This is a genomic window from Leucobacter fengyongliangi (assembly GCF_050971685.1).
Lineage (GTDB): Bacteria > Actinomycetota > Actinomycetes > Actinomycetales > Microbacteriaceae > Leucobacter.
On record NZ_JBPCEU010000013.1, the window covers coordinates 79,625 to 106,582 of the forward strand.

Consider the following 26,958-nt stretch of genomic DNA (forward strand, 5'->3'; position numbering starts at 1 on the left):
AAATCTTGACCTGGGGATGTAGTTCAATGGTAGAACTTCAGCTTCCCAAGCTGATAGCGCGGGTTCGATTCCCGTCATCCCCTCTGGTTGTTCTCCCGCATCATGGTGCGGAAGTACAGCCCGAGCGAATGAAGCTCTGAGAGCGAGTTCAGGCCCTCTCGTGGAACAACGTGGAACTAACACGTTGGAACCCTCGAGAGGCCAACATGAACACCCCAGATGCACACCGCCCAGAATCGCCGGCACCTGCGCCGCTGCTCGCGCAGCTCGCCGCCCCGCTGCACGTCGCTGCCGAGGCTGTGCCCGCACCCTCGACCCTCGACGACCTGCTCACCCTGGTCGTGGATCTCGAAGCCGCCGCCCGCGCTGAAGGGTACGCCCTCGGCGCTGCCCCATTGACGTTACGTGCGGCCAGCGACCGCAGCGATGAAGCCCGGCGCACGCTCGTGCACGCCGTGCGCACCGCACTGCGCACCGCGCCGCTAGTCACTCCCGAACCGACCACGACTGACACACTGCTCACCCTGGTGCTCCAGCTCGAAGCCGCCGCCCGCGCCGAAGGGTACGCCCTCGGCGCTGCCCCATTGACGTTACGTGCGGCCAGCGACCGCAGCGATGAAGCCCGGCGCACGCTCGTGCACGCCGTGCGCACCGCGCTGCGCCCCGCACAGCTGACCACCCCCGCCGATAACGGCTGCGCAGCGCGGAGCGCCCGGACACTTGCCGGCGTAATCCCCGCGACCTCGGCGCTGCCGGCACCCGCCGCCCCGCAGCCGGCACCCGCACAGACTGCGCACGCCCCGCTGGCGGTGCTCTGCGACCCAGTGCCCACCCTCGAGGCCGCACCTCGTGCGCAGGGCGGTGCGGCACCGCACGGTGCCAGCTCCGACGTCGCGCACCCCTGCGACGGTGCCCGCGCCGACCTCGTGGGCACACTCGCCCACCTCAATGACCCCACCGCACACGGGGTGCGCGCATGAGCGCCCGCACGCCGCGCAGCGAGGCTGCGCCGGCACGCAAGCCCCGAACTGCACAGAAAGCGCACCGGGATGCGCTCGGGAGTGTAGAGAAGTTGCCCAGCGGCCGCTACCGTGCCCGCTATTCCCGCGACGGGGAAACCTTCAAAGCCCCGCGCACCTTCGCCACGAAAGCCGACGCGCTGAACTGGCTCGCCGCTGAGCGCAGCGACCGGGCACGTGGCAGCTGGCTCGACCCGCGACTCGGAAAGGAACTACTCACCGAGTACGCCCGCAGCTGGCTCGCTTCCCGCGCCGACCTCTCCCCGCGTACCCTCGACCTCTACGCACGCACCCTCGACGCGCACATTCTGCCCCGGGTGGGCGGTGCGCGGGGAGGAGTGGAGCTGGGTGCGCTCGCGCTCGCCGAGATCACGCCCGCAGTAGTGCGCACCTGGCGCGGGGCACTGCTCACCGACATTCGGGAGCGGATCGCTACGCGCAGCCAGCGCGCGAAGGGCCGCACCATCCACCCCGCCCGGGCATGGGCCAAGCGGCAAGGCATCGAGGTGCCCCCGACTGGCAGGATCTCCCCGAAGATCCTCGACGCATGGGAGAAAGCCGGCGCCCCTGGCGCGCTGCGTCGCCCCCCACAGATCGTCGACGATAGTCACGACCCGGGCCGCACGACCGCCGCGATCGCGTACCGCACCCTGCGCACCATTCTGAACGCCGCAGTAACTGACGGGCTGATCCAGGTGAACCCCTGCCAGATCGCCGGTGCCGGCACCACGCAACCGAGTGAGCGCCCCACGGCCACCCCCGCGGAGGTGGAACGCATCGCCGATCTCATGCCTGCCCACCTGCGCGCAGCGGTGCTCCTCGCCGCCTGGTCGGGTCTGCGCTTTGGGGAACTGTTCGCGCTCTCCCGCGCGCACGTGAACCTCGACTCGGGCACGGTGCGCGTGGAGCGGGCACTGATCGCCGTACCGGGGCAGCCGGTGAAGTTTGGGAAGCCGAAAACGCAGAGCTCACGCCGCACGGTGCACCTGCCCGGGTTTGTGGTGGAGACATTGCGCGCGCACCTCGCCGCGTTTGTGCCCACCGACCCCACTGCGCTCGTGTTCACCACATTGCAGGGTGAACCGATCACCACGCCTCGGCTCGCTCAGGCCTACCAGCGGGCACGTGCGCAGGCTGGCCGCGCAGATCTGCGCTGGCACGACCTGCGCCACACCGGCGCGACCCTCGCCTACTCGACCGGCGCGAGCGTGCGCGAGGTACAGAACCGGCTCGGGCACTCGACCATGCGCGCAGCTGCGATCTACTCGCACGCGAGCGAGGGATCTGACCGGGTGCTCGCCGATCGTCTCGACGCGCTCTACTCGCCCACCGCCCGGGTGGCGTGACCTTCGGACAGGCTCACCCCGGGCACCGCAGCCGACGCGGTGCCCGGGGCATCCGCTCGAAGAACTCCGCGCATGACAGACTGCGCCGGCGCTCACCCCCTTCCCCGCCGCACTTTTCCACATGCTCACCTCGGGCAGATGCCCGCACCCCCCGTCACGAAGTGTCACAAGCGTCACGCGCCCGCGCGAGCCGCAGAATCATGCGGCAGTCACGGTGACGCTCGCCCCGCGTGAGAGCGTCACACCAAGCGTCACGACCTCGCCGGCACGGCACTCGCCGCCGATCTCGGCACGGTTATCCACAGGGGAACGTGCTGCCCGCTTCGGGCACTGTCGGTGCTCCCGGGTAACGTGTGGATCACCCAACACACCACAGGCACCGAGAGGACGGGAAGCATGCACGCACCAGCGATCGCAGCACCCCCGACGCACCTCTCTGCGCCCGCGCACCCGCGCCCCGTTCGAGATCCCCGCGGCATGGAAGCTTCGCTCACCGAGTGGGCCGGGGTGCACCCGCTCGACGATCCCGACCTCGTGCCCTCGCTGCGCGAGGTGCGCCGTCTCGAGGTGCGCCGGCTGAACACTCGCGCCGGCAAGCGCATCGCGTTTGTGTGTCATCGCGAGGATCACCTGCGCACCCCTTCGACCGCGCAGCTGCGCTATGAGGTGGAAGAAGCCGCGCACCTCGCCGCCCGGCGAGACACCCCGCATGCCCGCGCCATGCTCGCTGATCGCCGCGCCCGTCTCGCCGCCCGTCTCGCCGAGTGCGCCCGCAGCCGCAGCGCCCGCCTCGGCACCGCAGGCGACCTCCCCGCTTCCCTCGACGCTCCCCGCGCCGAGGTCGCCGCAGCTGCGCAGGTGACCGCAGCGCCGCCCGAGCATCCCCCGCCCGCTGGCACGTTTCGTCGCTGCGACCATTTGCACACCGTGCCCACCGCAGAGCGTCTCACGTGCGCCCTGACGATGGCACCCGGTGCCCCGTCTCGTGAGGTGACGGCTCAGTCGTGATCTGGCGCTCGCATCGCGGGCACGATCTCACTCTCAGGCACGCTGCACGCTGCCCGGATGCGCACGACCGCTGACCCGTCACCCGCTGGCCTCGCCAGCCCAACGCTGCTCGCAGCGTGTCGGGAAGAACACCATGTACTCGCAAACCCTCGAGGCAGATTTCGGAGAGAATCGCCTCGTTGACGTGAAGGATGCCGCCCGCCTCCTCGGCACCGGGGAACGCTTCGCTCGTCGCCTCTTTGATGAACGACGGGTGCCCACGGTGAAAGTGGGCCGGCATGTGCGCGTGTGGACTGACGATCTCGCCGAGTTCGTCACCCGGAACACTCGCCCCGCGACCGAACGGGCTGCACAATGAGCACCGCCTTCGCACCCGCGCCCAGCCAGCACGACCCGGAACAGGCCGACCGGGTGATGCGCGGCACCTGGCGGCAGCATGTGATCGCGACGGTGGAGCACTCGGGGCAGACGCTCCCGTTTGTCGCCGCCTACCTCGTGGACATCATCGCGACCTCTCCCACCACGCTCACCCGACACCCGGGGAGCGCCGCATTTCGCGACCTCGTGAACGAGCAGCTGCTCGAGCACACCGGGCAGCGTCTCACCCGGGGAGATATGCGCCGAGGCCTCGAGGAGTTGGAACGCCGCAACCTCCTGCCCACCTGGCACGTGCGAGGCACCGAGCACGGATCTCAGCGCCCCGAGCTACATCTCGACCGAGCGTGCGACAGGTTTTGACTCATGCCCACGCTCGAAGATGCGCTCAGTTACGCCGCGCAGGGCTGGCGGGTACTCCCGCTGCGCGGAAAGATCCCGCTCACCCGGCACGGGGTGAAAGATGCCAGCTGCGACCCCGCGCAGGTGCGCCAGTGGTGGGCACACGGTGCGCAGCACAACCTCGGCGCGCAGGTGCCCGGTCACCTGGTGGTGCTCGACTTCGACCCCCGCAACGGTGGCACGGTGGAGGCGCTCGAGCAACTGCTCAGGGCACCCCTGCCCGACACCCTCACGGCACACTCGGGCCGGGGTGACGGTGGGCAGCACCGCTACTACCTGCACCCCGGCGGGCAGCTGAGTTCCCGACGCTTGCCCCCTGGCATCGATGTGAAAACCGCGAGCGGGTACTGCGTGATCCCGCCCTCACTGCACCCCGACACCGGGAAGCCCTACATCTGGGCCTCACGTGCGGCACCGGGGAGGCTCCCCGCGCAGCTGGTGGAGATCCTGCACCCGCCCCGCCCGCAGGTGCCGGCACAGGTGACGCTCCCCGCGCGAGGGAACCGGGCCGGGAGTCTCGCGATGAAGGCCGGCTACCTTGCCGAGCACGTCGCCGCAGCAGGTGAAGGGCAGCGCAACGCGCGACTGTTCTGGGCCGCTTGCCAGGCACACCGCGACGGGCACCCAAGTGAGACGTTCACCCTGCTCGAGCAGGCAGGTGCCCGAACCGGCCTCACCGCCGAGGAGATCGCCCGCACGCTCGCCAGTGCGCACCGCACGGTGCGCACCACCCCGTAACCCCCTCCCCTCGAGGCATCCCGCCTCGCACGACAGAAAGCACCGACCATGAAGAACCGACAGAACCCTCCTACAACCCCCGCACTGCCAGTTGGTCACGACGACCCGAACAGTGTGTACTACATTCCCGAAGCACTCCTGCCCACCTACCTCGCCGCTCGCCCAGGGCCGGCACTCGACTACCTCGAGCACGCCGCCGAAGAACTCGCCCGCGTCGCAAGTCGCGACAAGCTCGGCGCCCATGAGCCGCCCGCAAACACATTCGTTCCCCTGAACGATGACTATGCCCGGGAGCGCCGCAACATCGAGCGCGTGGAGTACATGCGCACCGCACGCGAACGCCTCACGCTCGAGGAGATCGCCCCGCTCGCCGATCACTACGCACGGTTGGCCGCCGCCCGCGCAGACGATGCCACTCGAAAGGCACGACAGAAACAAGACCGTGTGCGGCAGACGCGCTACAGCTGCGCCGTATGTGGCGAGACACACGACGGCTCACTCGGCGAGGTGAAGCCGCGACGGCTGCCACTCACTCCGGGCAACTGGATGAACTCGACCGGCACCCTCAAGTCATGCGAGGCATGTTTCCGGGTGGCCGAGCAGGTCATCATCCGAGATCTCGCCGAAGCTTCCCAGCGCGAGAGCAAGGTGCGAGACGCGCTCAAGAAGTCGCTCAGCTGATCCCCGACTGAATGATGCGAGGGCGGTGTGCCCAGTAATCCGACCGACCTGCACACCGCCCCCGCGAGCGAACTCGCGCAACCCCTGCGCCACTTCGCTCGACCGACAATGAAAGCATCTCACATGTATCCCACATCCCACCCCATCTGCGCAGGTGCTGAGCATCCACAGCCCCGCACGCCTCGAGCCGCTCGGGTACGATATGCGCTCGCCGCAGCCAGGTGCGCAGCATGAGCGCCGACCTCGAGGAACCACCGCACAACGGTGCCGACCTGCTCGACCTCATGCGCGACATGTTCAAGCTGTTCACCGTGCAACAGTCAGCGCACCACTACTCGGCACTGGCACTGTTCGCCGCGTATACGCACCTCTCCGGCTCGTTCAGGTATGCACCACGCCTGGTAATTACCAGCGCCGAGAAACAAAGCGGCAAGACCCGCACGCTCGACATTCTGCGCGAACTTGTGAGCCGCCCCCTCGTGTCTGCAAATGCGACCGTGGCCGCCCTATTTCGGACGATCGGAGACGACCCCGACCACCCGCCTACCTTGATCCTCGATGAAGCCGACACGGTATTCGGCACCCGCACCAAAGCTGAACAGAATGAGGATCTCCGAGGGCTGCTCAATGCGGGTTTCCAGAAGGGCACCCCTGCTCTGCGCACTGTCGGGCCGAAGCATGAAGTGCAAGAGTTTGAGACCTTCGCGCCGGCGGTGCTCGCAGCGATCGGCACGCTACCTGACACGATCACCGACCGAGCAGTCGTGCTCAGGCTGCGCCGGCGCAAGCCCAGCGACCACGTGGAGCGATACCGGCTGCGCTATGCCGACCGCCTGCACGTCATCCGTGGAGACGTGGCACAGTGGGCCACAGGGCATGCGCTCGCCGCAGCCGAGCATATCCCCGACACCGAGCTTGATGATCGCCCCGCTGATGTGTGGGAACCACTGCTCACGATCGCTGACTTTGCCGGTGGGCACTGGCCTGAGACAGCTCGAGCAGCTGCCCGGTATCTCGTGAGCGAGGCAGCGGGCACCGAGGCAGAGATCTCGGAAGGCATCGAACTGCTCACCGACATTCGCGCGGTACTCGAGCTGATGCGCAGCGACCGGCTGGCAACCTCGGCACTCCTCGAGCACCTGCGCAGTATTGAGGACTCACGCTGGAAAGAGTACGAGCTGAATGGGCACCGGCTGGCGCGCCTGCTGAAGTCCTACGCGATCACCCCCAAGCGATCGAACTCACACCGATATTACGTGCGCGCCGAGTTCGAGGATGCCTTCCTTCGCTACCTTCCCGCACCCACAACCACCGATGAACAGGCATGAAGCGTCACTAAGCGTCACAAGCGTCACCAAGCGCCGGGCTGGAAGTTACAGGCCCGGCGCTTCGCTGTGCGTGACGCTTTGCGTGACGCTTTAAAACCCTCGAAGCGTCACGGTTTAGCCGCATGATCATGCGGAAGTGACGCTTGTGACACTTCGTGACAGGGTACGCGGAGAGAGCGACCCGAGCAGAGCCGAGTCACCTCGCACAATCGAGCAAGATCGCGATGTTTTTTGAGAGATGCATCGAACCTCCACTAGTGGGCAGCACGGATTTCTCTCTCTACTGTTGCGATCGTCGTGGAGATCCGTGGAAGGCAGTCTGATCGAATCGACTCGCCTAGATCTCTCCAAAAAAAACACGACAAAGCTGAGGCCTATGGCCTCCTACCGATTGAGACTACCTCACCGCATCGACTTCGCAAGTTTCCACACCTGCTCACCTCACCTCTGCTCACCCTCCAACTGCCCATCCCGCCGCCTCGCGCAGTCACAATCCGCAGGCCTCAGTGACGCAGTCTTGAGACGATATTGCACCCCACCTATGATCAGGACATGGACGCACTCACGCTATTTCTCATCGGCCTCGCCGCCGCGCTCGGGTGGTTTGCATTCAAAGTTGCGCCAAAGGTATGGCGCGCTTACTCCAAAGAGTCTCCACAAGAGCCTGCGCGCCCGCCTATGAGCTCAGCTGATCGACGCGCGATCGCACTCGAGATAAAGCGGGCAGAAGATGCCGGCGGCTCCTATTGGGTAGAAGGCGCAGCGATCGCAGAGAAGCACGGAGTAACGATCTGGGATGCAACAGATGATTACCTGTTGGAAGCCGAGAGGCGCGACGCTGAGGCTGAGCGTGCACGCATCAAGAAGGAGCTTCGAGACATCCCAAATGCACCGATCGACCTCCGCACAGACAACGGAGTGACTGTGCGTGTAGTGGGATCCTCAAACTGGGTGGACGATAAAACGCTCTACTCGTTCAATCGCGCGACCCAACAGCTCTACCTGCGCAGAGAGCCGACCAATACCCATGACGCAAACGCCGTCGCGGTCTATGCCGGGAAGCGCAAATTCGGGTATATCTCCCGTGCCGGGGCAGCTAAGTACGCCCCCCTACTTGACCAGATGGGCAGTGAGTTTGCGGTGACAACAGACCCATCAACAGACCGTCTCAGTTTCTTTATGCCCCGACTCCCGCAGTTGCGAAAACTTGTCGCCGAGTCGCTGGCAGAGTGAGACCGCCTGCTGGCGACATCACACCGACATGAGTTCCACAAGTCGCCGCTTGGCATCGTCCTGCACAAGGACGTAGCGCTGAGTGGTGGCTGGCGAGGCATGCCCGAGCAGCTGCTGCACTGTGAACACGTCGCGATCGACGTTATATGCGCGGGTGGCGAAACGGTGCCGCAGCGCGTGCATGGTCACGCCGGTCGGGAGCAGCTGAGAAATGCGCTTGCTCAGGTAGTGGGCAGAGAGGTGCCCATTATCCTTGCCAGGGAACACGTAGCCGGCATCCTTACTCCGAAGCTCGAGCGCCAGCGACTCCGTGAGCGGTATATGCCGAGTTCGGTTCCCCTTGCCGCGCACAGTGAGGCTCCACCCGTCTCGAGAGTGGTGCACGTCACCCGTATGCACTCGCGAGACCTCTGCACACCGCATGCCGAGTTCAGCTGCTAGCCGCAGCGCGAGGCGCTCGCGCGGTGCCGCCTGCGCGAGTGCCTGACGGTAGTCGTCGTCGTTGGCAGGTTTCGGCGCTGGCGGTGCCGGCCTGATGCGGCGAATGACGCTCGCCGGGTTGGTGTCGCATCTGCCCGTCTCGATCGCCCAGGTGTAGAAGCCGAGCAAGTGTGAGCGGGTATGCCGGCGCATCTCACTGCCCCACCGCTTCGCCCCCGCCCACACGAGAACATCGTTTGCGGTGACGGCAAAGGGTGCGAGGCGTGCGTGATCGCGAGCGAACCGTGCGAGAGTGTGCACGTGCTGTGCGACTGTTGTTTCCATCCGCCCGCCTGCCCGCAGGTGTAGCACGTAGGCATCAATCTCGCCCTGCCATGCGACCGGTGCACCGAGTTTCTGCATGCCTGCGTTCAGCGCCTCTGTCGGGTCGGTGTGCACCCGACCCTCGGCATGCGCCCAACGATAGAACGCGCGCAGGCTGCTCCGATGCGAGAGCCGCGTCTTGTCTGAGCAGGTGAGTGAATCGAGCCAAGCTCGCACAGCATCACTGCTCACCTCCCACGGCCCCCGCTCGCAGTCACTCGCGAACCTGGCAAGGTGTTTCACTCTGTTCACGACCGTGCCCGGCATCATCTTTGCGTGCGCCTGTGCGCGCTCGAAACTCCCGATCGCATCCTCCCACTGATCCCCGAGGGTGTACCTCGTGACGGGGCTGGCATCCGGCACCGGCTGCCGATCACAGTAGCCCTCCTCGATTCCCCATCGGTAGAACGCTCGCAGCGTCTGTCTGAGCCGCTTCACCGTCGCCACTGACCCGGGGTGCGCCTCGAGGTACGCGCTCACGACTCCCCTGCTCACCTCCCACGGATCGAGACCACTCGACCTGCCGAACGAACGCAACTGCCGAACTTGCATCGCCGCAGTCGTCTCGGCGAGACCTGCGCGCAGCTGCGCCGTATAGAAGTCGGGCACCACTTCGCCCCATGCATCGAAGCTCACGAGTTGATCCTCTCCAGATAGAACGCACGCTCACGCAGTCGCCCCGCAGCTGCCTCGAAGGTCAGCGCCAACGCGCGCAGTGACTCGGCATCGTGAGGCACCTCATCGCAGTCAGTATCGTGGCTCACCACGTAATGAGCAGCCCTTGACCCGCCCGCCTCAACCGTTCCCCACAGGCCCGGCACGAGATCCTCTGCCTCTCCCCAGTGCATCCAGTCATTCGGCGGGGAACCGTCACCCCCATGCTCAAAGACGCTACTCGTGCACCAGCTGATAGGGCAGTCAAAGATTTTCGTGATCATGCTCGGGAGGCTAAACGGCCCGCCGGAATTGGTCAACCGCGTGGAACTACGTGGAACTAGCAGCGGTAAAACAGGGTGATTTGCGGTATCTGGCGGTGAATACGTGCTACGCTGAAAACCGCATAATCCCGCGGAAAACCGCGTGATTCCGCTAGCACACGAGTGGGCCGGGATTTGTTTCCCAAGCTGATAGCGCGGGTTCGATTCCCGTCATCCCCTCGGAGAAATTGATCCCGACTTTGCGAGGAGTTTTTTCCCCTCGTGTTCGGAGGAGGCCGGCCATTCTTCACCCCACGAGTGGCACCCAGTTCGCCGCGGCTTCCAAGGGAGATCTTCCCGATCCGGAGGCGCTCTCCGACGGGATCTGGTCATTCGCCATGCCCATGGGAAAGTTCGGGCCTCCGTACAACCTCTGCTACATCATCGAGGATTCCGCCGGAGACCTGCACGTGGTCGACCCGGGGATCGATTCGGGCGAGAATTGGGCGCTCCTGAAGCAAAATCTGCGCGGGATCGGAAAATCGGTCAGCGACGTACGCGCCGTTATTGCGACGCACCTCCACCCCGACCACCTCGGACTCGCGGCGCGCATTCGCGCGGCATCGAGCGCGCGGCTCATCTTGCATCGCGAAGAAGACAACGCCGTGAGGGAGCTCACTCTCGGGACTCGCGAGGAGGACGTTTCTCAGCGCGCGGAGGGCTGGGGCGTGCCCGCCGCGTATCAGGGCAGGCTCGCCAGGTCCAAGACCTCCGCTCAGGTTTCGTCGTTTCCGCCCGCAGACCTACTGTGCGAAGACGGCGACAGGCTGCTCGTGCCCGGACGCGAGCTGCAGGTCATTCACACGCCCGGCCACACCTTGGGTCACCTGTGCCTTCGTGAGCGCCAGGAGCGAATCGTCTTCACCGGGGATCACGTCTTGCCAACGATCAACAGCGGTGTCGGTCTCGGCGGCAGCGCCTCGGGCAATCAGGTCGACGCATATCTCGTCAGCCTCGAAACGATCGCCGAGTTTGACGATCACGTGGCTGCACCCGGCCACGAATTCGGATTCCGCAACATCAGGGAACGCTGCGGCTCGATCGCCGCGCATCAGTTGCGACGAACCCGCGAGGTGCGCGCGGCTCTGGAGATCACCCCACACGCCCCCGTCTGGGATCTGGCAAGCCGGCTGGCCTGGTCTGCTGGGTGGGAGAACCTCTCCGGCTTCATGCTGGTCTCGGCCCTGGCACAGACCGAGATGCACGTCGACTTCCTGCGCTCCGGCCTCGCCGAACGCCACCTGCAGTTGCACGGCACGAACTGATCGCATCGGCGCGCTACGGTGGATCCATGCGCATTGCCACCTGGAACGTAAACTCCATCCGCACCCGCGTTGGCCGGGTCGTCGACTGGCTCGTCCGCGAAGACATCGACGTGCTCGCGATGCAGGAAATCAAGTGCAAGCCGGAACAGTTTCCCGTCGCCGAGTTCGAGCGGGCGGGATACCAGCTCGAGATCCACGGCCTGAACCAGTGGAACGGGGTTGCGTTTGCGAGTCGCCACGAGATGACCGATGTGGCGCGTGGCTTCGACGGGATGCCGGGCTTCGGGAAGGCCATCGTCGGGCAGGAACACACGCAGGGCACCGGCCCGAACGAGCTCCCGCTTGAGGCGCGCGCGCTGGGTGTCACCGTGGGCGACCTCAGGCTCTGGAGCCTCTACGTGCCCAACGGCCGTTCGCTCGAAGACCCGCACTACGCCTACAAGCTCGACTGGCTGCTCGCGTTACGCAACAATGCCGAGCAGTGGATCGCCGAGAACCCGGACCTCCCGCTCGCGCTGATGGGCGACTGGAACATCGCGCCGACGGCCGCCGACATGGCCGACCCCTCGTTCGTCGAGGGCCGATCCACCCATGTGTCGCCCGACGAGCGCTCAATGTTCGCCTCGTTCGAGCAGACCCTCACCGACGTGGTGCGGCCGATCGTTCCCGAGGGCTTCACGTTCTGGGACTACAAGGCCGGCCGTTTCCCGAAGAACGAGGGCATGCGCATCGACTTCATCCTGGGCTCGCCGGCCTTCGCTGGCGCGGTGACGGGCGCCGAGATCGCGCGCGATGAGCGGAAGGGCGACGGCCCGAGCGACCACGTGCCCGTGGTGTGTGACATCGACCCGTCGCTGCTGTTCGCGAGCTTCGAAGACGAAGACGACCGCCCGATGATCTTCGGGTAGGAGCTTCGGCAGGATCGACGGCCCCAGTGCCGCGAAGCCATTATTCGGTCTTCGCGAGGGCGTCTCTCCACGCCACGCGGCCGCCGGTGCGCAGCACGGAGTTGCTGTAGATGCGGGAGCCGATCCACAACACCACCGCGATGGTGGCCAGCAGCACCGCCAGCGCGGCCAGCGGCTCCCACCACGCTGCGGTTCCCAGGTAGAGCCGCAGCGGCATCGCGACCGGTGCCGACAGCGGTACGTAGCTGAGCGCCGCCATCATGCGCGCGTTGTCGAAGAGAAAGATCACGAGATAGAACGGGATCATGACGAGCACCATGACCGGACTCGTCACCGATCCGATGTCCTCCTGGCGCGACACGAGCGAAGCGAGGGCGGCATACAGAGTTGCTATCAGTACGAACCCGAAGATGAAGAGCACCCCGAACCACCCGAGTGCAGTGCCGAGCTCGGCGAAGAGGATCTGCTGGCCCGTGGCGAGCAGCCCGATCGAGGCGAGTGCGACAATCGCGATCACCTGCCCCACAGCCAACACCGTCATGCCGAGAATCTTGCCCGCGAGCAGCGCCCGCGCCGAGACCGTGGCGAGGAGGATCTCGACGATGCGGGTCTGCTTCTCCTCCACGACGCTCTGCGCGGTGGTCGTGCCAAACGTCATCACGCTCACGAAGAAGACCATGCCGAACGCAATCGACACGATGTAGGCGAGGAAGAAATTCTCGATGACCGGGTCGAGTAGTTCGATCTCGGGTGACGTAGAGAGCACCTGTACGAGATCGCCGGGGGCGTTCTCGAGTGCAATCACCGTTACGGCGGACTCGCCAGTACTCTCGGTGCCTTCGGTGCCTCCGGCGCTGATCGTCGCGCCGATCTCACCGGTTCCTCCCGGCACGACCGCGGCGTCGACCTCGCCGGTCTTCACGAGTTCTCGGGCGGCGTGTGGATCCGCGACCTCGGTCACCTCGAAGCCGGCAGATTCAAGCGCCGCCGCGCCCTCCCCCACTACGGCGACCTTGGTCGGGCCACCGAAGCCACCGATCTGTGACGCGAACCCACCAGCGAGCACGCCCACGAGCACGATGAGCAGCAGAATCCCCGTCGAGATCAGGAAGGCCTTGCTGCGCAGCCGGGTCGTGATCTCACGCTCAGCCACGATCCACGCAGCCTTCATGGCGGTCGGACGGCGCACCGAGCTGCCAACTTGCTCGTTCATTTCACGACCTCCCGGAAGATCTCGGCAAGCGTTGGGGTGATTCGGGCGAAGCGCTGCACCACGGTGGATCGGCTCTCACCCCGCACCGCCCGGGCAAGCACAGCCTGTGCCGCGGCCTCGCTCTCGGCTTCGAAGCGCACACGGCCTCCGTTGACCACGGTCACTGTGATGCCGGGCATGTCGCGGACCCAGCCCGTAGCTGCGCCGTCGGTTCCCTGCTCGCCCGCGGCGTCGACCGTGGTGGCGAGTTCGAGTTCCTAGCTGAGGCCGGAATGTTCGCGCCGAAGAGATTCGCGGGATTCGGCCACGAGGATCCGCCCGCCACCAATGACCACGATGTCGTCGCACAACCGCTCGACGATGTCGAGCTGATGCGAAGAGAAGAGCACCGGGAGGCCCTGCGCGGCGTAGTCGCGAAGCACCCCCATCACCACTTCGACGGCGAGTGGATCGAGCCCCGAGAACGGCTCATCAAGCACGAGCGCGATCGGGCGGTGCACGAGCGCGGCGGCGATCTGCGCGCGCTGCTGGTTGCCGAGCGACAGGCTCTCGAGCAGGTCGTTCGCGCGCTCGCCCAGCCCGAGGCGTTCGAGCAGAGTGCCGACCTCCGCCTTCGCGTCAGAGGCACTGAGCCCGTGCAGTCGGCCCAGGTACACCAGCTGTTCCGCGACCTTCATCTTGGGATAGAGGCCGCGTTCTTCCGGCATGTACCCGATTCTCGCCCGGTCCCGCGGGGAGAGCGGGGAACCGTCTCGCGTCACCTCACCACCATCGGCGGCAAGCACCCCCAAGATGATGCGCATGGTGGTGGTCTTGCCCGCGCCGTTGCCGCCGACGAACCCCGTCATACGTCCGGTCGCAACGGTGAAACTCACGTCGTCGAGCACGCGGCGCTCGCCGAAGCTACGCGTGATTCCTCTGAGCTCAAGCACCCGGTTCCCCATTCTCCGCTTCGCTCCGCGGCGACCGGAACGACGAAACCCCCGCGAGTGTCGCGGGGGTTTCGGATCGGAGCCGACTGTGGGATTTGAACCCACGACCTGTTCTTTACGAGGGAACTGCTCTACCCCTGAGCTAAGTCGGCATAGTCCGAGCAATCCCGGCACACAATCGACTACTTTACCACGACTCGCGGGGCGTGAAACAGCACGCTACGCGGCGCAATTTGGGTCGCTCGCAGGCACCGCACCAGTCAGGAAGTACTCGTCGACCGCCGCGTTGACGCACGGGTGCTCACCGTAGGCGGTGTGCCCCTCCCCGTGATACGTCACGAGCACGCCGCTCTCGAGCTGTTCCGCGAGCGACACCGCCCACCGATACGGGGTCGCCGGATCGCCCGTGGTGCCCACCACCATGATCGGGTCTGCGCCCGCCGCCCGCACTGCGTCGCGGCTCTCAACCCCCGGAAACGGCCATTCCGCACAGAACGTATCGCCGTATCCCTGGAACCGCCCGATCGTCGGCGCGATGGCATCGAGCTCAGCTGCCTGCGCACGCATGCGCTCGATATCGAGCTCAGCGCCTCGCGGGTAGTCGAGGCAGTTGATCGACAGGAAGGCCTCCATGAGGTTGGTCTGGTACACACCATCCACGCGGTCGTAGTAGAAATCCGCAAGGATGAAGGCGGTCTCGGCTTCTCCGTTCGCAACCTCAGCGAAGAGATCGTCGAGGTACGGCCAATTCACCTGCGAGTACAGGGGGGTGATGATGGCAGTGAGCATGGTGTCGGTGCCGAGCATGCGGCCATCACTCGCCTCGATCGGCTGCTGATCCACCTGGTCGATGAGCGCGCCGATCTGCGCCATCGCTTCGTCGACAGTCTTGCCGGCAAACATGCACTTCTCGCGAGTCAGGCAATCGGTGACATAGGCGCGCAGCGCCGCCTCGAATCCGAGGGTCTGCTCGCGCACAACATCAGCCTCGGATGCGGTGGGATCGGTCGCACCATCAAGCACGAGGTGCCCTACGCGATCAGGGTAGGCATCGGCGTAGCGCGCGCCAATGTAGGTGCCGTAGGAGTAGCCGAGGTAGTTGAGCTTCTCGTCTCCGACGATGGCTCGCAGCATGTCGAGGTCTTTCACGGTCGACATCGTGTCGACGTGCCCGAGCAGCGGCCCGGTGGCCTCTAGGCAGGCCTCGCCGAATGCCGCGCTCTCCTCGGCGGCTAGCGCGATCCACTCAGCGCTCCCGCGTTCAAGATCTTGCCCCTCACCGAGGCTGAAGAGGAACTCGTCCATCCCTTGGGCATCGAGGCAGGTCACCGGCGACGAGGCTCCGGTGCCGCGTGGATCCCAGCTGACAATGTCGAAACTCTGCTGCACAGACTCGCCAATTCCGCCGTCGACCGCATACCGCGCGTAATCCACGCCCGAGGCCCCCGGGCCCCCGGGGTTCACGAAGAGGCTCCCCTGCGATGATCCACTCAGCGCGGGTTGACGGATCAGGGCCAGGGTGATGCGTTCACCCTCGGGCTCGTTCCAATCGAGCGGGGCGAAGACCTCCGCACATTCCATGCCGTCGCCACAGTCACTCCACCTGGGTGTCTGCGCGTCAAAGCGCTCAAAGTTCGCCGAGGGTGCACCGTCGGCGGCCCGCGAGGCAAAATCTCGCGCAAGTTCGATCAGCGGGGCGCACCCGCTGAGCGTGAGGGCACCGACTGCGGCGAGCGCCACGGCCGCGAGGCCGATGCGACGACGAGAAGAACCGCCAGACCGGCCAGTGCGCCGAGGCCCGGCTTCGGACTCGACCCCGGAATTTGTGTCTGTTCGAGCTTCGCCCATGGTGCGCTCCCCACTCATTGATGTGTCATCGATTCAGCGCCCTGCCGCGCGATACCTGCAAAGAGTGCCTCGAGCACGAGCCCCGGGGTGACCGCGCGTACGAGGCGATCCCGAGCCTGCTCGACCATCGACACCGCCTCCAACGCCCGTGCTGCGCCCCATTGCGTCGCCAGCTCTTCGATGCGTGCTTGGTGCTCGACATTGACCAACTCGAGGCCGGCCCCCAGCGACGTGAGCAACACGTCACGGTACAGCGAGAGGAGGTCGGTCAGGACGCGGTCGATGCCATCGCGAAGGCTGCGTTTCGCCCGCCGCGACTGATCTTCCTCGAGGTTGCGCAGTTGCGCACGCAGTTTGGGCGGGATCGCTGCGCCAGCAGAGATGCCCAGGTTGCGCAGCGCCTCCTCCCGCTCGACCGCATCGAGTTGCTCGGTGAACGCTGACGCGTCAGCCTCCGCGACCTTCACCAGACCGGCTGCGGCGCGCATCGCATCGCCCAGGGTGTCGACCGCCAGTGCGAGGTCAATCGTGCGCTCACGTCTCGCCATCGCTTCGGGGTCACTGGCAAGCCTGCGGGCCATACCGATGTGGCTCTGCGACAGCCGCGCCGCGCGTTCCGCGACCGCGAAATCGACCCCGTCTCGCTCATGCAGCAATGCAGCAATCTCTGCGGGCGACGGAGTGACGAGCTTGACGGATCGGGCACGCGAGCGGATGGTGGGCAGCAGGTCGGCCTCACTGGGCGCACACAACACCCACACCGTGCGCTCGGGAGGTTCTTCGAGCGCCTTGAGTAGCACATTCGAGGTGCGTTCGGGCATCCGATCCGCGTCTTCGATGACGATGACGCGATGGCGACCGGTTGCTGGCGAAAAGTACGCCGTGGTCACGATTTCACGCGCCTCGTCGATGGTGATGAGGAGCTTCTGCGTGGTGAGCACGGCGAGGTCGGGGTGCGTGCGAGAGCGCACCTGCTGCCAGACCGCGTCGAGATCTTCCGCACCGCGCGCGATGAGCGCGGCCGCGAATCGCAGTGCGAGGTTCGAACGACCCGAACCTGGCGGGCCGGTGAGCAGCCAGGCGTGGGAGAGGTCGTCGCTACCTTCAGCTGATGCGGCGTGCTCGAGCGCCCGCACCGCCTCCGGTTGCCCCACAATCTCGTCCCAAAAACCCATGGCATCAGGCTATCGCGAGCCACCGTCACGCGGTTGTCCGCAATCAGCGCAAGACCGGCTCATGCTCGCCACCGCCCGCCCGCTTCTGCTCCATCATCTCGTTGTCCGACCGCTTGACGAACTCGTGCGCCGATTCACCCTCTCGGTATTCGGCAATCCCCGCAGACCAGCCACACGCGGTCGCCTGCCCCCGGAGGCGCTCGACCAACACTCGCGCCTCTTTCGTCGAGGTTCGCGGGAGAAGCAGCACGAATTCGTCACCCCCGACGCGAGCCACACTGTCGCCACTTCTCACCCCCTGAACGAGCGCCTTCGCAACCTGCTGGAGAACGATGTCGCCTTCGTGATGCCCGCGGGAATCATTGATTGACTTAAACCCATCGAGGTCGAGGAAGATCATGGAGAGGGGTTCTCGCGTGCGCGCCACTGTGAGAATTTCCTTCTCCAATAAGACATCAAACCCGCGTCGATTCCACACGCCACACAAATGGTCGGTGAGTGAAGACTGCTCGAGGTTCAGCTTGAATCGCCCAAACACCTCGGTCAGGAGTATCGAGAGGCCAACCAGCGCGACGGCAGTGAGATAGGCATCGTTTGACGGGTACCGAACGACAAGAATCGTGGCAAAGAGTACCAGGCAGGTATAGCCCACCAGCCGCGCGTACTTGGTCGGAAGAAACCAGGCATACAAGACGATGACCACCACCGTGAGCATCGCAGCCACCGTCGCGCGGCTCAGGCTCGTGCTGTTCGCGATCAGAAACAAGAGAACAGCAAGGTAGATTCCACTAGTAAATGCAGCTGTACCCAGGCGAAGACGGCTGCCGCGCGCGAGAACTACCAGAGTGACCAACAAAGCAATTCCAGAGACCGTGATGGGTACCCAGAGCGGGGGGCGGTTCTCGGGCGGGAAGATCGTCGCGGCAAGACCGGCAAACACGCCACCCGAGAGAAACATCGCTGCCAAGGCAAGCGAAAGTTCAGATTGTCGTCTGAAGGTCCGAGACCGTCCGCGGTGAGGCACGATGTCAGTGTATTGCCCCGCACCGACATCCTTCTCCGGTCGGTGCAATGTTGGAGGCAGTGTAACTATCAGCTGACTCTTCCTGCCTGATTACACGGGGAGATCCACCAGGATCGCTTCCGCAAATTCGAGTGTCGCGCTTCCAGCGCTGAGTTCTTGCACCAGCGCACCCGCGCCCGGGCACTGATCCACTGACAACAGCAGCCGCACCTCGACCGCTTCACCGTACCCCGCTTCGCCCACCTCGTACCCGCGGCGCCTTGCCTCGGCCTCGATCTGCGGGGCGAGTGCGTAGTCGACAGTGACGAGCGCCGGGATCCGCTCTGCACGTCGCACTCGACCGGCCTGGGCGACCGCCTCGGCAACCGCTGCGCGGTAGGCGCGGGTCAGCCCGCCGGCCCCGAGCAGCACGCCCCCGAAGTAGCGTGCCACCAAGGCAATCACGTCGCTGAGCCCGGCCGAGACCAGGGCATCGAGCATGGGTGCGCCCGCGGTGCCGCTCGGCTCGCCGTCGTCGTTCGAGCGTCGGGTGCGCCCGCCCGCGCCCAACACGAACGCGCTGCAGTGATGCCGGGCACGTGGGTGTTCGGCTCGCACACGCGCGATGGTGGATCGCGCCTCACCCTCATCAGAGACGCGTTCGAGGCGCGTCAAGAACCGAGAACGCGAGATCTCGAGCTCGGTGTCGACCGGGCCCGCGATGGTGATGTACTCGGCACTCATGCCTCCATTCTGCCGGGTCGCGGCTCCCGTCTGCCGGGTCGCGCCCTCGCTCGTCCGCTCGCCGAGGAGTCGCAATTCCACCACGTGCGGGGGTCTGGTGGTGGAATTGCGACCCCTCGGCGCAGGGCAGGGCAGTCGGGGCAGGGCTGGGCAGTCGGGGCAGGGCAGAGAGGGATGGCAGTCGCGGTAGGCTCGGGGCGTGAGCGTGCGGGTGGATAGTTGGGTGTGGGCGGTGCGGCTCGCGAAGACGCGCAGCCAGGCCACTGCGGCCTGCCGCGCCGGTCACGTGCGGGTGAATGGCAACCCGGCTAAGGCGGCGCAGGCCGTGAACATTGGGGACGAGGTGCGGGTGCGCCTGCACGGATTCGACCGCATCTACAAGGTCACCGGGCTCGCGACGAGGCGAGGCAGCGCCGCCGACGCGGCTCAGTATTTTGAGGATCAGACTCCCCCACCCCTACCCCGCGTCGAGCGCCCCGCCGACATCCTGCGCGACCGCGGGGCCGGACGCCCAACGAAGCGCGAGCGTCGCGACATCGACCGCCTGCGCGGCCGCGACGAGGAGTCGCAACGCGACTTCGAGGGCTAACGCAAGGCTCCTCGCCCCAGCACACCGTGCCACACACTGCCGCACCGTGCCAGCGCAGGCGCACCCCCTAATCCAGGTCGACATGAAAATCCGCGCCACTTGTGCGGTCTTTCGGGCCAGAATAACCGCACAACATGAGCGGATTTTTCGTGTCTGACGAGCCCGCGTCGCTCTGCTTTCAGATCGCCCCGCTACCCTTGACAGGTGCCCACGCCCGCCCCGAGTCTGCTTGCTGCCACGCCCGATCACATGCCGCATCTGCAGCACCTCTCTCCCAGCGAGTGGCACCCCCTCGAGCGCACACACCAGGCACGGGCCGCTGCACTCACCGCCGCACACCGCGAGCGGCGCGCCCGCGGAGAGAAGCACCCGATCGAAGATTTTCTATGGACGTATTACTCGGTCAAGCCGGCCGAGCTCGCCCGCTGGCATCCGGGGGCGGGGGTCGTGCTCGCAGACGCGGGGGTGGATCGCGCAGCCTGGCGACACTACACGATCGTGGCAGCTGTGAGCGGCGCGGGACGCACGGATACGGAGTTCCCGAACGCTGCGCGATCCACAAGCGAAGCGTGCGACGTGACGGTCGACCTCGACACCTACTTCGCGAAGCGCGGCGCGACCGTCGACTTCGTCGAGCAGCTGCTCGCGGCGACCATCGAGCACACCCCGCAGTACGGGTGCTTCGGCCTGCACGAGTGGGCGATGGTGTATCGGCTCGGCCCCGATCAGGTGCGCCACGCCGGGCTGCCGCTTCGCATCGGCCACGCGGCCACTGACGCGGTCGTTGAGAGCCACCGCATCGCCTGCACCCACTTTGACGCGTACCGCTTTTTCACGCCCGAGGCGGCCCCGATGAACACCCTGCACCCCACCCGCGAAACGCAGGGGCAGCTCGAGCAAGCGGGGTGTCTGCACGCCGGCATGGACGTCTACAAGTGGGCGGCGAAGCTCGGCCCGATCGTGCCCGGCGAGGTGCTGCTCGACGCGTTCGAGTTCGCTCGCGACATCCGCGAGGTCGACATGCGCGCATCCCCCTACGACGTGACCGGGTTTACGGGGGCAGACGGCCTGCCGCTCACGCCGATCGCCATCGAGACCCCCGAGGGCAAGCGCCTGTACGCCGAACTGCAGCGGGGTTTCGCGGCCCGCGGCAACGCGCTCCGCGAGCGGGTGCTCGCGGCGATCAGCGTGGCGCGACGGGCGTTCGACGCTCAGACCGCGGCCCGATAGCGCGCAGTGCCCCGAGGATCGCGACGAGGTCGACGAGCTCCTGCATCCACGCGCCGACGAGTGCGGGCAAGAACCCGAACGCGGCCACGAGCATGAGCCCGACGCTAATGATGATGCCGAGCCAGATGCTCTGCAATGCGATCCGAACCGTGTCGCGGCCGATCCGCACCGCGCGCGCGAGGCCCGCGATGTTGTCGAAGCGGTTGACCAGGTCGGCCGATTCGCTGGCAGCGGTGGATCCGCGCGCGCCCATTGCGAAGCCGACCTCGGCGGCGGCGAGCACCGGGGCGTCGTTCAGGCCGTCGCCAGCCATGAGCAGCGGCCGAACCTTGACACCCGCCACAATACTGACCTTGTCGCTGGGCTTGCACTCGGCGTGCACCTCGTCGATGCCGAGGCGGTCGGCGATCGGGCGAGCGGTAGCCTCAACATCGCCGGTGATCATGAGCATGTGCTCGATGCCCATCTCACGCAACTCGGCGACGGTGTCGGCGGCCTCGTCACGCAGGCGGTCGCGCATCACGATGGTGCCGGCAAAGCGATCCCCCAGCGAGACGTAGATGCCCAGCTCCCCGGCGGCGAGTTCCGCGCGCCGCAGGTCGGCTGCCGCCTCGTGCACCCAGTCGGGCTTGCCCACGCGCACCTCGCCCGACGCGGCGAACGCACCCATGGTCGAATGTGCGGCGAGGATGTCAGCAGTCACCACCTCGGCGAGCACGCCCTGCGTGGCGATCTCCTCGGCGCGCTCGACCGAGAGCAGCGCGAGCCCCTGTGCCTTCGCCGCGTCGATGACTCCGTCGGCGAGCACGTGCGACGAATAGACCTCGGCCGACGCGGCGAGCTGCAACACCTGTTCTTCGGTGAACCCCTCACCGGTCAACACACGCTCGAGATCGGGGCGGCCGCTGGTGAGCGTGCCGGTCTTATCGAACGCAACCGCGCGCACGCGGGAAAGCTGTTCGAGCGTGCCGCCACCCTTCACAATCAGGCCGAAGCGAGCCGCCCGGCTCATTCCGCCGAGGAACGCCACCGGGGCCGCGATGAGCAGCGGGCACGGGGTCGCCACGACCAAGACCTCGGCGAAGCGCACCGGGTCGCCGCTCACGGCCCAAGCGATGGCGGCGATGGCGAGCGAGAGCAGCGTAAACGGCACCGCGTACCGATCCGCGAGCCGCACGACGCCAGCTTTGCTGTTCGCCGCCTGCTCTACGAGCCGCACGATTTGCTGGTACTCGCTGTCTTCCGCGCGCGCGACCGCCCGCATGCGCACCGCCATCGATCCGCTCACCGCGCCGCTCAAGACCTTCTCCCCGAGCGCGCGCTCCATGGGCAGGCTCTCGCCGGTCAGGGACGATTCGTCGAAGGTGGCGGAGCGATCCGCCAGCACCGCGTCAACCGGCACCAGCTCGCCGGGCCGCACCAGCAGCTCGTCGCCGACCTGAATCTCGTGTACGCCCACGGTTTCGGTGTCGCCCGAGGGCAAAATGCGGGTCGCCCGCTCGGGCGCGCGAGCGAGCAGTGCGGTCAGCTCGCGCTTCGAGCGGCCCTCCGCGTAGTCTTCGAGCGCAGATCCACCGGTGAGCATCAGCACCACGACGAGCGCGGCCCACGGCTCACCCACGAGCACGGCGGCGGTGATCGCGGTGACGGCGAGGATGTCGAGGCCCACGTGGCCGCGCAACAGCTGGCGCACCATACTCACGGCCTCCCACGCGGCAATCGCGAGGGCATACACGCCGACGACCCAGGGCGCCGCATCGCGCGCATGGGTCGCAAGCATGATCAGCCCGATCGTGCCCACGACGAGGGTCGCAGCCACGAGGGGGTAGCGGCGTGCTGCGGTGACAATCTTCGACATGTCACCCATTCTCGCCCGTTCGCAGGCCGAGCGCATCGAAGGGAAGGCTACCCTTCCCGCGCCTCGTCGGCGAGCTGCATGTGGTGGTGGATCACCTCGGCGACCACGAAGTTAAACCACTTTTCTGCAAACTCGGGATCAAGCTGGGCATCGCTCGCGAGCGAACGGAGACGCGAAATCTGGGTCGCCTCTCGCGAGGGGTCGGAGGCGGGCATGTCGAACTCAGCCTTCAAACGACCCACCTCCTGCGTGCAGCGGAAGCGCTCGGCAAGCATGTGGATCAGCGCGGCGTCAATGTTGTCGATGCTCGAGCGCAGGCGCCGCAATCGGGCCTCTGGCGTTTCGGTGCTCATGGTCTGCCTCGATCCGCTCAGTCGAGGAGGTCGTGGCGCACGACGACCTGCTCGCGCTCGGGGCCCACCCCGATGGCCGAGATGCGCGATCCGCTCATCGCCTCGAGCGCCAGGATGTAGTCCTGTGCGTTCTTCGGGAGATCCTCGAAGGTGCGGGCACCCGTGATGTCTTCGGTCCAGCCGGGGAACTCCTGGTAGATCGGCTTCGCGTGGTGGAAGTCGGTCTGGTTCACCGGCACTTCGTCGTGACGCACGCCTTTCACGTCGTAGGCGACGCACACCGGGATCGTCTCGAGGCCCGAGAGCACGTCGAGTTTCGTCAGCACGAAGTCGGTCACACCGTTGATGCGGGCGGCGTAACGCGCGATGGGGGCGTCGTACCAGCCGCAGCGGCGCGGGCGCCCGGTGGTGGTGCCGAACTCGAAGCCCTGCGCGCGCAGGTACTCGCCCGACTCGTCGAAGAGCTCGGTCGGGAACGGGCCGGCGCCCACACGGGTCGTGTAGGCCTTGATGACCGAGATCACGCGGTCGATGGCGTGCGGGGGCAGGCCCGAGCCGGTGCTCGCGCCGCCGGCGGTCGCGTTCGACGAGGTGACGAAGGGGTAGGTGCCGTGGTCGATGTCGAGCATCGTCGCCTGGCCTGCCTCGAACAGGATCGTCTTGTTCTCTTGCATCGCCTCGTGCAGCAACAGGCCGGTGTCGCACACCATCGGCTCGAGCAACTTGCGGTAGCTCAGCAGCTCATCGACGACCTCGTCGACACCGATCGCGCGACGGTTGTAGATCTTGACGAGCACCTGGTTCTTGAAGTCGAGTGCCGCCTCGACCTTCTGGCGCAGGATCCCCTCGTCGAAGACGTCTTGAATGCGGATCCCGACACGGTTGATCTTGTCGGCGTAGGCCGGGCCGATCCCGCGGCCGGTGGTTCCAATCTGGCGCTTGCCGAGGAAGCGCTCGGTGACCTTGTCGAGCGTGCGGTGGTAGGCGGTGATGACGTGCGCGTTGGCGCTGACTTTCAGCCGCGACACGTCGACCCCGCGGGCGCTGAGCGCGGTGAGTTCGGCCTGCAGCACCTCGAGGTCGACAACGACGCCGTTCGAGATGACCGGGATCACGCCCGGCGTCAGGATGCCCGACGGCAGCAGGTGCAGCGCGTACTTCTCGTCGCCGACCACCACCGTGTGCCCGGCGTTATTGCCGCCGTTGAACTTCACAACGTAGTCGACGCGGCTGCCGAGCAGGTCGGTCGCGCGGCCCTTGCCCTCATCGCCCCACTGGGCGCCGGTAATCAGTACTGCGGGCATTGCAGCCCCTCCTTCGCGCTATGCGCTCTCTTCGATGCGGGCGATCGCGGTAGCGTCGGCCCCGTTCAGAAACTCGGTCAGACGATCAACCTCAGCGGTCTCGCCGATGGCTGCGGCGGCGCGGCGCAGCGCGTACAGCGCGCGCAACACGCCACGGTTGGGCTCGTGCTCCCAGGGGATCGGCCCGGCGCCGCGCCACCCCGACTTGCGCAGGGTGTCGAGGCCGCGGTGGTAACCGACCCGCGCGTACGCGTATGACTCGATATCGCGGCCCGCGGCGTGGGCCTCGTCGGCGAGCAGGGCCCAGGCGAGCGGCGATTCGGGGTGCGTGCGTGCCACCTGCTCGGGGGTCTCGCCCGCGGCGAGCGCACTCGCTACCTGTGGCTCGGGCGCAAGCCTCGTGGGCTCGGGGCCGAGCAAATTCTCGCCAATCACCAGAACAGTCTACCGATGCGGCGGGCCGGCGCTGGGTAGACACACACGGCCGCGCGCCTGCACCGCGCTTGGACTGTCTGGGCCATGCCTGGTGGACACTCGCGCAGGGTTCCTGCGAGCTCAACCCCGCGCGAGTGTCACCCCGGGGCGCATCTCGCCGGCCTCGATGCGCACGCCCAGGCGGTTCTCGGGTGGCGGGAACGGGCAGGTGGCGCTCGCCGAATACGCGCACGGCGGGTTCACGGTGCGGTTGAAGTCGATCACCACGGTGTCATCGCCGGTCTGCGTCACGCCCACGAAGCGCGCGGCGGGGAAGGTCAGATCGACCCCGGTCGCGTCGGCGAAGATCGCGCGCAGGCTGGGCGAATGCTCCTCGCCGAACAGGGTGAGCGCAACCGGCGTGCCGTCAATCTCGAACTCGGCGGTACCGGGAGAGTCGTAGTGCTGTTTCGCATCGGGGCCGGCCGCAGAATCCACCTGCACCGCCTCACGCGGGGCGGGCACAAAACGCGCGGTGACGATCCACTGCTCGCTCGGTGGGAACGTGTTCGTGCCCGCGTACTCGACGCGATCCTTCGATTGTGGATCGCGCGGCCGTAGCACGATCCGGCCGCTGCGGGCGGCGAGCTCGAGTTGCTGATCGCCCCACACGAGCGTGGCGGATTCGAGGCCGGTGAGCGGGCCGAGCTGCACGGTGCCGTCAAGCGGAGCCCCGCCCCGGGTCACGCCGTCGCTCGCGGCGAACTGGGCGGTGACAAGGCCCTTCGCGTCTGCGCTCCACAGCCCCGGCACCCCGGGGAAGACCTGCAGCTCGGCCGAGAGCCAGTGGAGAGCTGTGACGCTGAGCGGCCCGTGCGGTGCGGTGCGGCCACGCTCGACCTCGGCGTGCCAGGCGGCGTGCGCAGCGCGAAACGACTCGAGGTTCGTCAATGGGGTGGTGGGCTTGGTCACGGTGGCTCCTGGCTTCGGGCAATACATCGCTTCGTACCCAACAACCATGGCCACACGCAGCGCATTCCCACTCCCCCGCGGCCCCGGGTTCTAGACGGAAGCGCAACACCTAAAGTGTGAGTTGTCTAGACCACCACCGAAGGGCTGCGCTTCCTTGTCCACACTTTACCGCCACCTCACCCTGAACGACCGGATCGAGATCGAGAAACTCCACGACCACGGCCACACCCACGCCGAGATCGCTCGAAGAATCGGCGTGCACCGTTCAACCATCGGCCGCGAGATCAAGAAGCGTTCCTGGCAACCTGAACACGACCACGCGAATCTTCGCCCCTACCTACGGAACAAACTCGACACCCGTCACCGGCGAGACCGGGTGTATCTCGCTGGTCAAGCACAACTCCACGCCAACACACGCCGAGCACGCTCGCACCAGCCCTACCGAATGACGCATGACCCGCTCGTTGATTGGGTGATCACACATTTGGGGCGGGGGTGGACCCCGGAAGAGATCAGCGGACGCCTCCCTATCGAGCACCCCACCGATCACCGTATGCGGGTCAGCCCAGAAACGTTGTATGCCTGGATTTACTCACCCGGGCAACAGCATCGGCAGTTGCACCAATACCTTGCTCGGGGGCAGAAGAAACGACGCCGCATCAAGGGCCGAAAGGTACACACGGAACGCATCAAATATCGGGTCTCGATACATGAACGACCCGCCGAGGTATTGACGCGGGAAGAGTTTGGGCATTGGGAATCAGACAGTGTGCTGGGCGCACACGGCACCGGCGGTATTCACACCATGGTCGAACGCACAAGCCGTTACTACCTGGGAGTGAAGCTCTCCCGAGTCGCTGCTGCCCCGACTCTGGAGGCGCAGCTTGGCGTGTATTGGGTGCTGCCTGCACACGCCGTCAAATCTGTCACAGCCGACAATGGAAGCGAGTTCGCACGCCATTACATGCTTGCCGACACGATCGGGGTGCCCACCTATTTCTGTGACCCGTACAGCGCATATCAGCGGGGCAGTAACGAGCACTTCAATGGTCGGCTACGGAAGTATCTCCCCAAGGGCACAACCTTCGAGGACCTCACCCAGGAAGAACTCGACGAGTACATCGGTGAGATCAATGACCGGCCCAGGAAAGTGCTGGGTTGGGCGACCCCGGCAGAGGTATTCCAGGAGTTATGCTCGGGGTAACTCACTGGGTGTTGCACTCCGAACTAAAATCCGGG

General features: G+C 66.2%; 26 protein-coding genes, 2 tRNA genes and 1 pseudogene. 15 read left to right on the forward strand and 14 right to left on the reverse strand.

Annotated elements, in window-relative coordinates:
- Window positions 1-12 precede the first annotated feature (12 nt).
- The 10 genes from ACR0R4_RS10690 (at window position 13) to ACR0R4_RS10735 (ending at window position 8,130) form a co-directional block, all read left to right on the forward strand.
- A tRNA-Gly gene (locus tag ACR0R4_RS10690) sits at window positions 13-83 on the forward strand.
- A 123-nt stretch (window positions 84-206) separates the two neighbouring features.
- On the forward strand, window positions 207-980 hold the full coding sequence (locus ACR0R4_RS10695) for a hypothetical protein (RefSeq protein WP_433647393.1): 774 nt from the start codon (window positions 207-209) through the stop codon (window positions 978-980).
- Complete coding sequence (locus ACR0R4_RS10700) at window positions 977-2,365, forward strand: tyrosine-type recombinase/integrase (protein ID WP_433647394.1); 1,389 nt, start codon at window positions 977-979, stop codon at window positions 2,363-2,365. Before ACR0R4_RS10695 ends, ACR0R4_RS10700 begins: the two co-directional genes overlap by 4 nt.
- A 396-nt stretch (window positions 2,366-2,761) precedes the next feature.
- Entirely contained in the window at window positions 2,762-3,373 is a 612-nt protein-coding gene (locus ACR0R4_RS10705) for a hypothetical protein (RefSeq protein WP_433647396.1), read from the forward strand.
- Between the two features lie 133 nt (window positions 3,374-3,506).
- Window positions 3,507-3,731, forward strand: coding sequence for a helix-turn-helix domain-containing protein (locus ACR0R4_RS10710; RefSeq protein ID WP_433647397.1), 225 nt, complete (start codon window positions 3,507-3,509; stop codon window positions 3,729-3,731).
- Entirely contained in the window at window positions 3,728-4,111 is a 384-nt protein-coding gene (locus ACR0R4_RS10715; RefSeq protein ID WP_433647399.1) for a hypothetical protein, read from the forward strand. The genes ACR0R4_RS10710 and ACR0R4_RS10715 overlap by 4 nt, the downstream gene beginning before the upstream one ends.
- 3 nt (window positions 4,112-4,114) lie before the next feature.
- A complete protein-coding gene (locus tag ACR0R4_RS10720) occupies window positions 4,115-4,888 on the forward strand; it encodes a bifunctional DNA primase/polymerase (protein ID WP_433647400.1) in 774 nt (257 codons plus the stop codon).
- 48 nt (window positions 4,889-4,936) lie between these two features.
- The gene (locus ACR0R4_RS10725; protein ID WP_433647401.1) at window positions 4,937-5,569 is read left to right on the forward strand and encodes a hypothetical protein; all 633 of its coding nucleotides are present in this window, start codon (window positions 4,937-4,939) and stop codon (window positions 5,567-5,569) included.
- A 230-nt stretch (window positions 5,570-5,799) separates the two neighbouring features.
- Window positions 5,800-6,897 (forward strand): DUF3631 domain-containing protein, encoded by a 1,098-nt coding sequence (locus ACR0R4_RS10730; protein ID WP_433647402.1) that lies wholly within the window; start codon window positions 5,800-5,802, stop codon window positions 6,895-6,897.
- A gap of 552 nt (window positions 6,898-7,449) precedes the next feature.
- Window positions 7,450-8,130, forward strand: a complete 681-nt coding sequence (locus ACR0R4_RS10735) for an HIRAN domain-containing protein (RefSeq protein ID WP_433647403.1) — start codon at window positions 7,450-7,452, stop codon at window positions 8,128-8,130.
- A gap of 18 nt (window positions 8,131-8,148) precedes the next feature.
- Here the strand turns inward: ACR0R4_RS10735 and ACR0R4_RS10740 are convergent, their stop codons facing one another.
- Entirely contained in the window at window positions 8,149-9,570 is a 1,422-nt protein-coding gene (locus tag ACR0R4_RS10740; protein ID WP_433647404.1) for a tyrosine-type recombinase/integrase, read from the reverse strand.
- Entirely contained in the window at window positions 9,567-9,872 is a 306-nt protein-coding gene (locus ACR0R4_RS10745) for a hypothetical protein (protein WP_433647405.1), read from the reverse strand. Before ACR0R4_RS10745 ends, ACR0R4_RS10740 begins: the two co-directional genes overlap by 4 nt.
- A gap of 377 nt (window positions 9,873-10,249) precedes the next feature.
- Between ACR0R4_RS10745 and ACR0R4_RS10750 the strand changes: the two genes are divergently transcribed.
- Both ACR0R4_RS10750 and ACR0R4_RS10755 read left to right on the forward strand, forming a co-directional pair.
- Window positions 10,250-11,176: an MBL fold metallo-hydrolase gene (locus ACR0R4_RS10750; protein WP_433647406.1), complete on the forward strand. Its 927-nt coding sequence runs from the start codon at window positions 10,250-10,252 to the stop codon at window positions 11,174-11,176.
- Window positions 11,177-11,202: 26 nt separating this feature from the next.
- Window positions 11,203-12,084, forward strand: coding sequence for an exodeoxyribonuclease III (locus tag ACR0R4_RS10755; RefSeq protein ID WP_433647407.1), 882 nt, complete (start codon window positions 11,203-11,205; stop codon window positions 12,082-12,084).
- Between the two features lie 40 nt (window positions 12,085-12,124).
- Here ACR0R4_RS10755 and ACR0R4_RS10760 read toward each other — a convergent pair whose 3' ends face one another.
- The 7 genes and pseudogenes from ACR0R4_RS10760 to ACR0R4_RS10790 form a co-directional block, all read right to left on the reverse strand.
- A complete protein-coding gene (locus ACR0R4_RS10760) occupies window positions 12,125-13,297 on the reverse strand; it encodes an ABC transporter permease (protein ID WP_433647408.1) in 1,173 nt (390 codons plus the stop codon).
- Window positions 13,294-14,229 (reverse strand): annotated as a pseudogene (locus ACR0R4_RS10765) (ABC transporter ATP-binding protein). The gene ACR0R4_RS10760 and the pseudogene ACR0R4_RS10765 overlap by 4 nt, the downstream one beginning before the upstream one ends.
- An 80-nt stretch (window positions 14,230-14,309) precedes the next feature.
- Window positions 14,310-14,381: transfer RNA gene (locus tag ACR0R4_RS10770), tRNA-Thr, on the reverse strand.
- 67 nt (window positions 14,382-14,448) lie between these two features.
- Entirely contained in the window at window positions 14,449-16,077 is a 1,629-nt protein-coding gene (locus tag ACR0R4_RS10775) for an alpha/beta hydrolase (RefSeq protein WP_433647409.1), read from the reverse strand.
- Between the two features lie 14 nt (window positions 16,078-16,091).
- Window positions 16,092-17,252 (reverse strand): DNA polymerase III subunit delta', encoded by a 1,161-nt coding sequence (locus ACR0R4_RS10780; RefSeq protein ID WP_433647410.1) that lies wholly within the window; start codon window positions 17,250-17,252, stop codon window positions 16,092-16,094.
- Between the two features lie 43 nt (window positions 17,253-17,295).
- Window positions 17,296-18,276: a GGDEF domain-containing protein gene (locus tag ACR0R4_RS10785; RefSeq protein ID WP_433647411.1), complete on the reverse strand. Its 981-nt coding sequence runs from the start codon at window positions 18,274-18,276 to the stop codon at window positions 17,296-17,298.
- 90 nt (window positions 18,277-18,366) lie between these two features.
- Window positions 18,367-18,999 carry an IMPACT family protein gene (locus ACR0R4_RS10790; RefSeq protein WP_433647412.1) on the reverse strand — a complete coding sequence of 211 codons (633 nt, stop codon included), beginning with the start codon at window positions 18,997-18,999 and terminating at the stop codon, window positions 18,367-18,369.
- Window positions 19,000-19,198: 199 nt separating this feature from the next.
- Here ACR0R4_RS10790 and ACR0R4_RS10795 point away from each other — a divergent pair, with 199 nt between their 5' ends.
- Entirely contained in the window at window positions 19,199-19,588 is a 390-nt protein-coding gene (locus ACR0R4_RS10795; RefSeq protein WP_433647414.1) for an RNA-binding S4 domain-containing protein, read from the forward strand.
- A gap of 249 nt (window positions 19,589-19,837) precedes the next feature.
- A complete protein-coding gene (locus tag ACR0R4_RS10800; protein WP_433647427.1) occupies window positions 19,838-20,818 on the forward strand; it encodes a 3-methyladenine DNA glycosylase in 981 nt (326 codons plus the stop codon).
- On the opposite strand, the gene ACR0R4_RS10805 is transcribed toward ACR0R4_RS10800, so the two are convergent.
- The 5 genes from ACR0R4_RS10805 to ACR0R4_RS10825 all read right to left on the reverse strand — a co-directional run bounded on the left by ACR0R4_RS10805 (window position 20,772) and on the right by ACR0R4_RS10825 (window position 25,719).
- Entirely contained in the window at window positions 20,772-22,676 is a 1,905-nt protein-coding gene (locus tag ACR0R4_RS10805; RefSeq protein WP_433647415.1) for a heavy metal translocating P-type ATPase, read from the reverse strand. The genes ACR0R4_RS10800 and ACR0R4_RS10805 overlap by 47 nt on opposite strands.
- 47 nt (window positions 22,677-22,723) lie before the next feature.
- Window positions 22,724-23,029 carry a chorismate mutase gene (locus ACR0R4_RS10810; protein ID WP_433647416.1) on the reverse strand — a complete coding sequence of 102 codons (306 nt, stop codon included), beginning with the start codon at window positions 23,027-23,029 and terminating at the stop codon, window positions 22,724-22,726.
- 17 nt (window positions 23,030-23,046) lie between these two features.
- Window positions 23,047-24,333 (reverse strand): adenylosuccinate synthase, encoded by a 1,287-nt coding sequence (locus ACR0R4_RS10815; RefSeq protein ID WP_433647417.1) that lies wholly within the window; start codon window positions 24,331-24,333, stop codon window positions 23,047-23,049.
- Window positions 24,334-24,351: 18 nt separating this feature from the next.
- On the reverse strand, window positions 24,352-24,768 hold the full coding sequence (locus ACR0R4_RS10820) for a DUF3151 domain-containing protein (protein ID WP_433647418.1): 417 nt from the start codon (window positions 24,766-24,768) through the stop codon (window positions 24,352-24,354).
- A gap of 120 nt (window positions 24,769-24,888) precedes the next feature.
- Window positions 24,889-25,719, reverse strand: a complete 831-nt coding sequence (locus ACR0R4_RS10825; protein ID WP_433647420.1) for a DUF1684 domain-containing protein — start codon at window positions 25,717-25,719, stop codon at window positions 24,889-24,891.
- A 154-nt stretch (window positions 25,720-25,873) separates the two neighbouring features.
- On the opposite strand from ACR0R4_RS10825, the gene ACR0R4_RS10830 reads away from it, so the two are divergent.
- On the forward strand, window positions 25,874-26,923 hold the full coding sequence (locus ACR0R4_RS10830) for an IS30 family transposase (RefSeq protein WP_433645630.1): 1,050 nt from the start codon (window positions 25,874-25,876) through the stop codon (window positions 26,921-26,923).
- Window positions 26,924-26,958: the final 35 nt, after the last annotated feature.

What these genes read in the sequence shown, in the direction of transcription:
- ACR0R4_RS10695 (WP_433647393.1), top strand. Translation starts at nt 207, where the DNA reads ATGAACACCCCAGATGCACACCGCCCAGAATCGCCGGCACCTGCGCCG.
- ACR0R4_RS10700 (WP_433647394.1), top strand. Translation starts at nt 977, where the DNA reads ATGAGCGCCCGCACGCCGCGCAGCGAGGCTGCGCCGGCACGCAAGCCC.
- ACR0R4_RS10705 (WP_433647396.1), top strand. Translation starts at nt 2,762, where the DNA reads ATGCACGCACCAGCGATCGCAGCACCCCCGACGCACCTCTCTGCGCCC.
- ACR0R4_RS10710 (WP_433647397.1), top strand. Translation starts at nt 3,507, where the DNA reads ATGTACTCGCAAACCCTCGAGGCAGATTTCGGAGAGAATCGCCTCGTT.
- ACR0R4_RS10715 (WP_433647399.1), top strand. Translation starts at nt 3,728, where the DNA reads ATGAGCACCGCCTTCGCACCCGCGCCCAGCCAGCACGACCCGGAACAG.
- ACR0R4_RS10720 (WP_433647400.1), top strand. Translation starts at nt 4,115, where the DNA reads ATGCCCACGCTCGAAGATGCGCTCAGTTACGCCGCGCAGGGCTGGCGG.
- ACR0R4_RS10725 (WP_433647401.1), top strand. Translation starts at nt 4,937, where the DNA reads ATGAAGAACCGACAGAACCCTCCTACAACCCCCGCACTGCCAGTTGGT.
- ACR0R4_RS10730 (WP_433647402.1), top strand. Translation starts at nt 5,800, where the DNA reads ATGAGCGCCGACCTCGAGGAACCACCGCACAACGGTGCCGACCTGCTC.
- ACR0R4_RS10735 (WP_433647403.1), top strand. Translation starts at nt 7,450, where the DNA reads ATGGACGCACTCACGCTATTTCTCATCGGCCTCGCCGCCGCGCTCGGG.
- ACR0R4_RS10745 (WP_433647405.1), bottom strand. Translation starts at nt 9,872, where the DNA reads ATGATCACGAAAATCTTTGACTGCCCTATCAGCTGGTGCACGAGTAGC.
- ACR0R4_RS10750 (WP_433647406.1), top strand. Translation starts at nt 10,250, where the DNA reads ATGCCCATGGGAAAGTTCGGGCCTCCGTACAACCTCTGCTACATCATC.
- ACR0R4_RS10755 (WP_433647407.1), top strand. Translation starts at nt 11,203, where the DNA reads ATGCGCATTGCCACCTGGAACGTAAACTCCATCCGCACCCGCGTTGGC.
- ACR0R4_RS10760 (WP_433647408.1), bottom strand. Translation starts at nt 13,297, where the DNA reads ATGAACGAGCAAGTTGGCAGCTCGGTGCGCCGTCCGACCGCCATGAAG.
- ACR0R4_RS10775 (WP_433647409.1), bottom strand. Translation starts at nt 16,077, where the DNA reads ATGGGCGAAGCTCGAACAGACACAAATTCCGGGGTCGAGTCCGAAGCC.
- ACR0R4_RS10780 (WP_433647410.1), bottom strand. Translation starts at nt 17,252, where the DNA reads ATGGGTTTTTGGGACGAGATTGTGGGGCAACCGGAGGCGGTGCGGGCG.
- ACR0R4_RS10790 (WP_433647412.1), bottom strand. Translation starts at nt 18,999, where the DNA reads ATGAGTGCCGAGTACATCACCATCGCGGGCCCGGTCGACACCGAGCTC.
- ACR0R4_RS10800 (WP_433647427.1), top strand. Translation starts at nt 19,838, where the DNA reads ATGCCGCATCTGCAGCACCTCTCTCCCAGCGAGTGGCACCCCCTCGAG.
- ACR0R4_RS10805 (WP_433647415.1), bottom strand. Translation starts at nt 22,676, where the DNA reads ATGTCGAAGATTGTCACCGCAGCACGCCGCTACCCCCTCGTGGCTGCG.
- ACR0R4_RS10810 (WP_433647416.1), bottom strand. Translation starts at nt 23,029, where the DNA reads ATGAGCACCGAAACGCCAGAGGCCCGATTGCGGCGCCTGCGCTCGAGC.
- ACR0R4_RS10815 (WP_433647417.1), bottom strand. Translation starts at nt 24,333, where the DNA reads ATGCCCGCAGTACTGATTACCGGCGCCCAGTGGGGCGATGAGGGCAAG.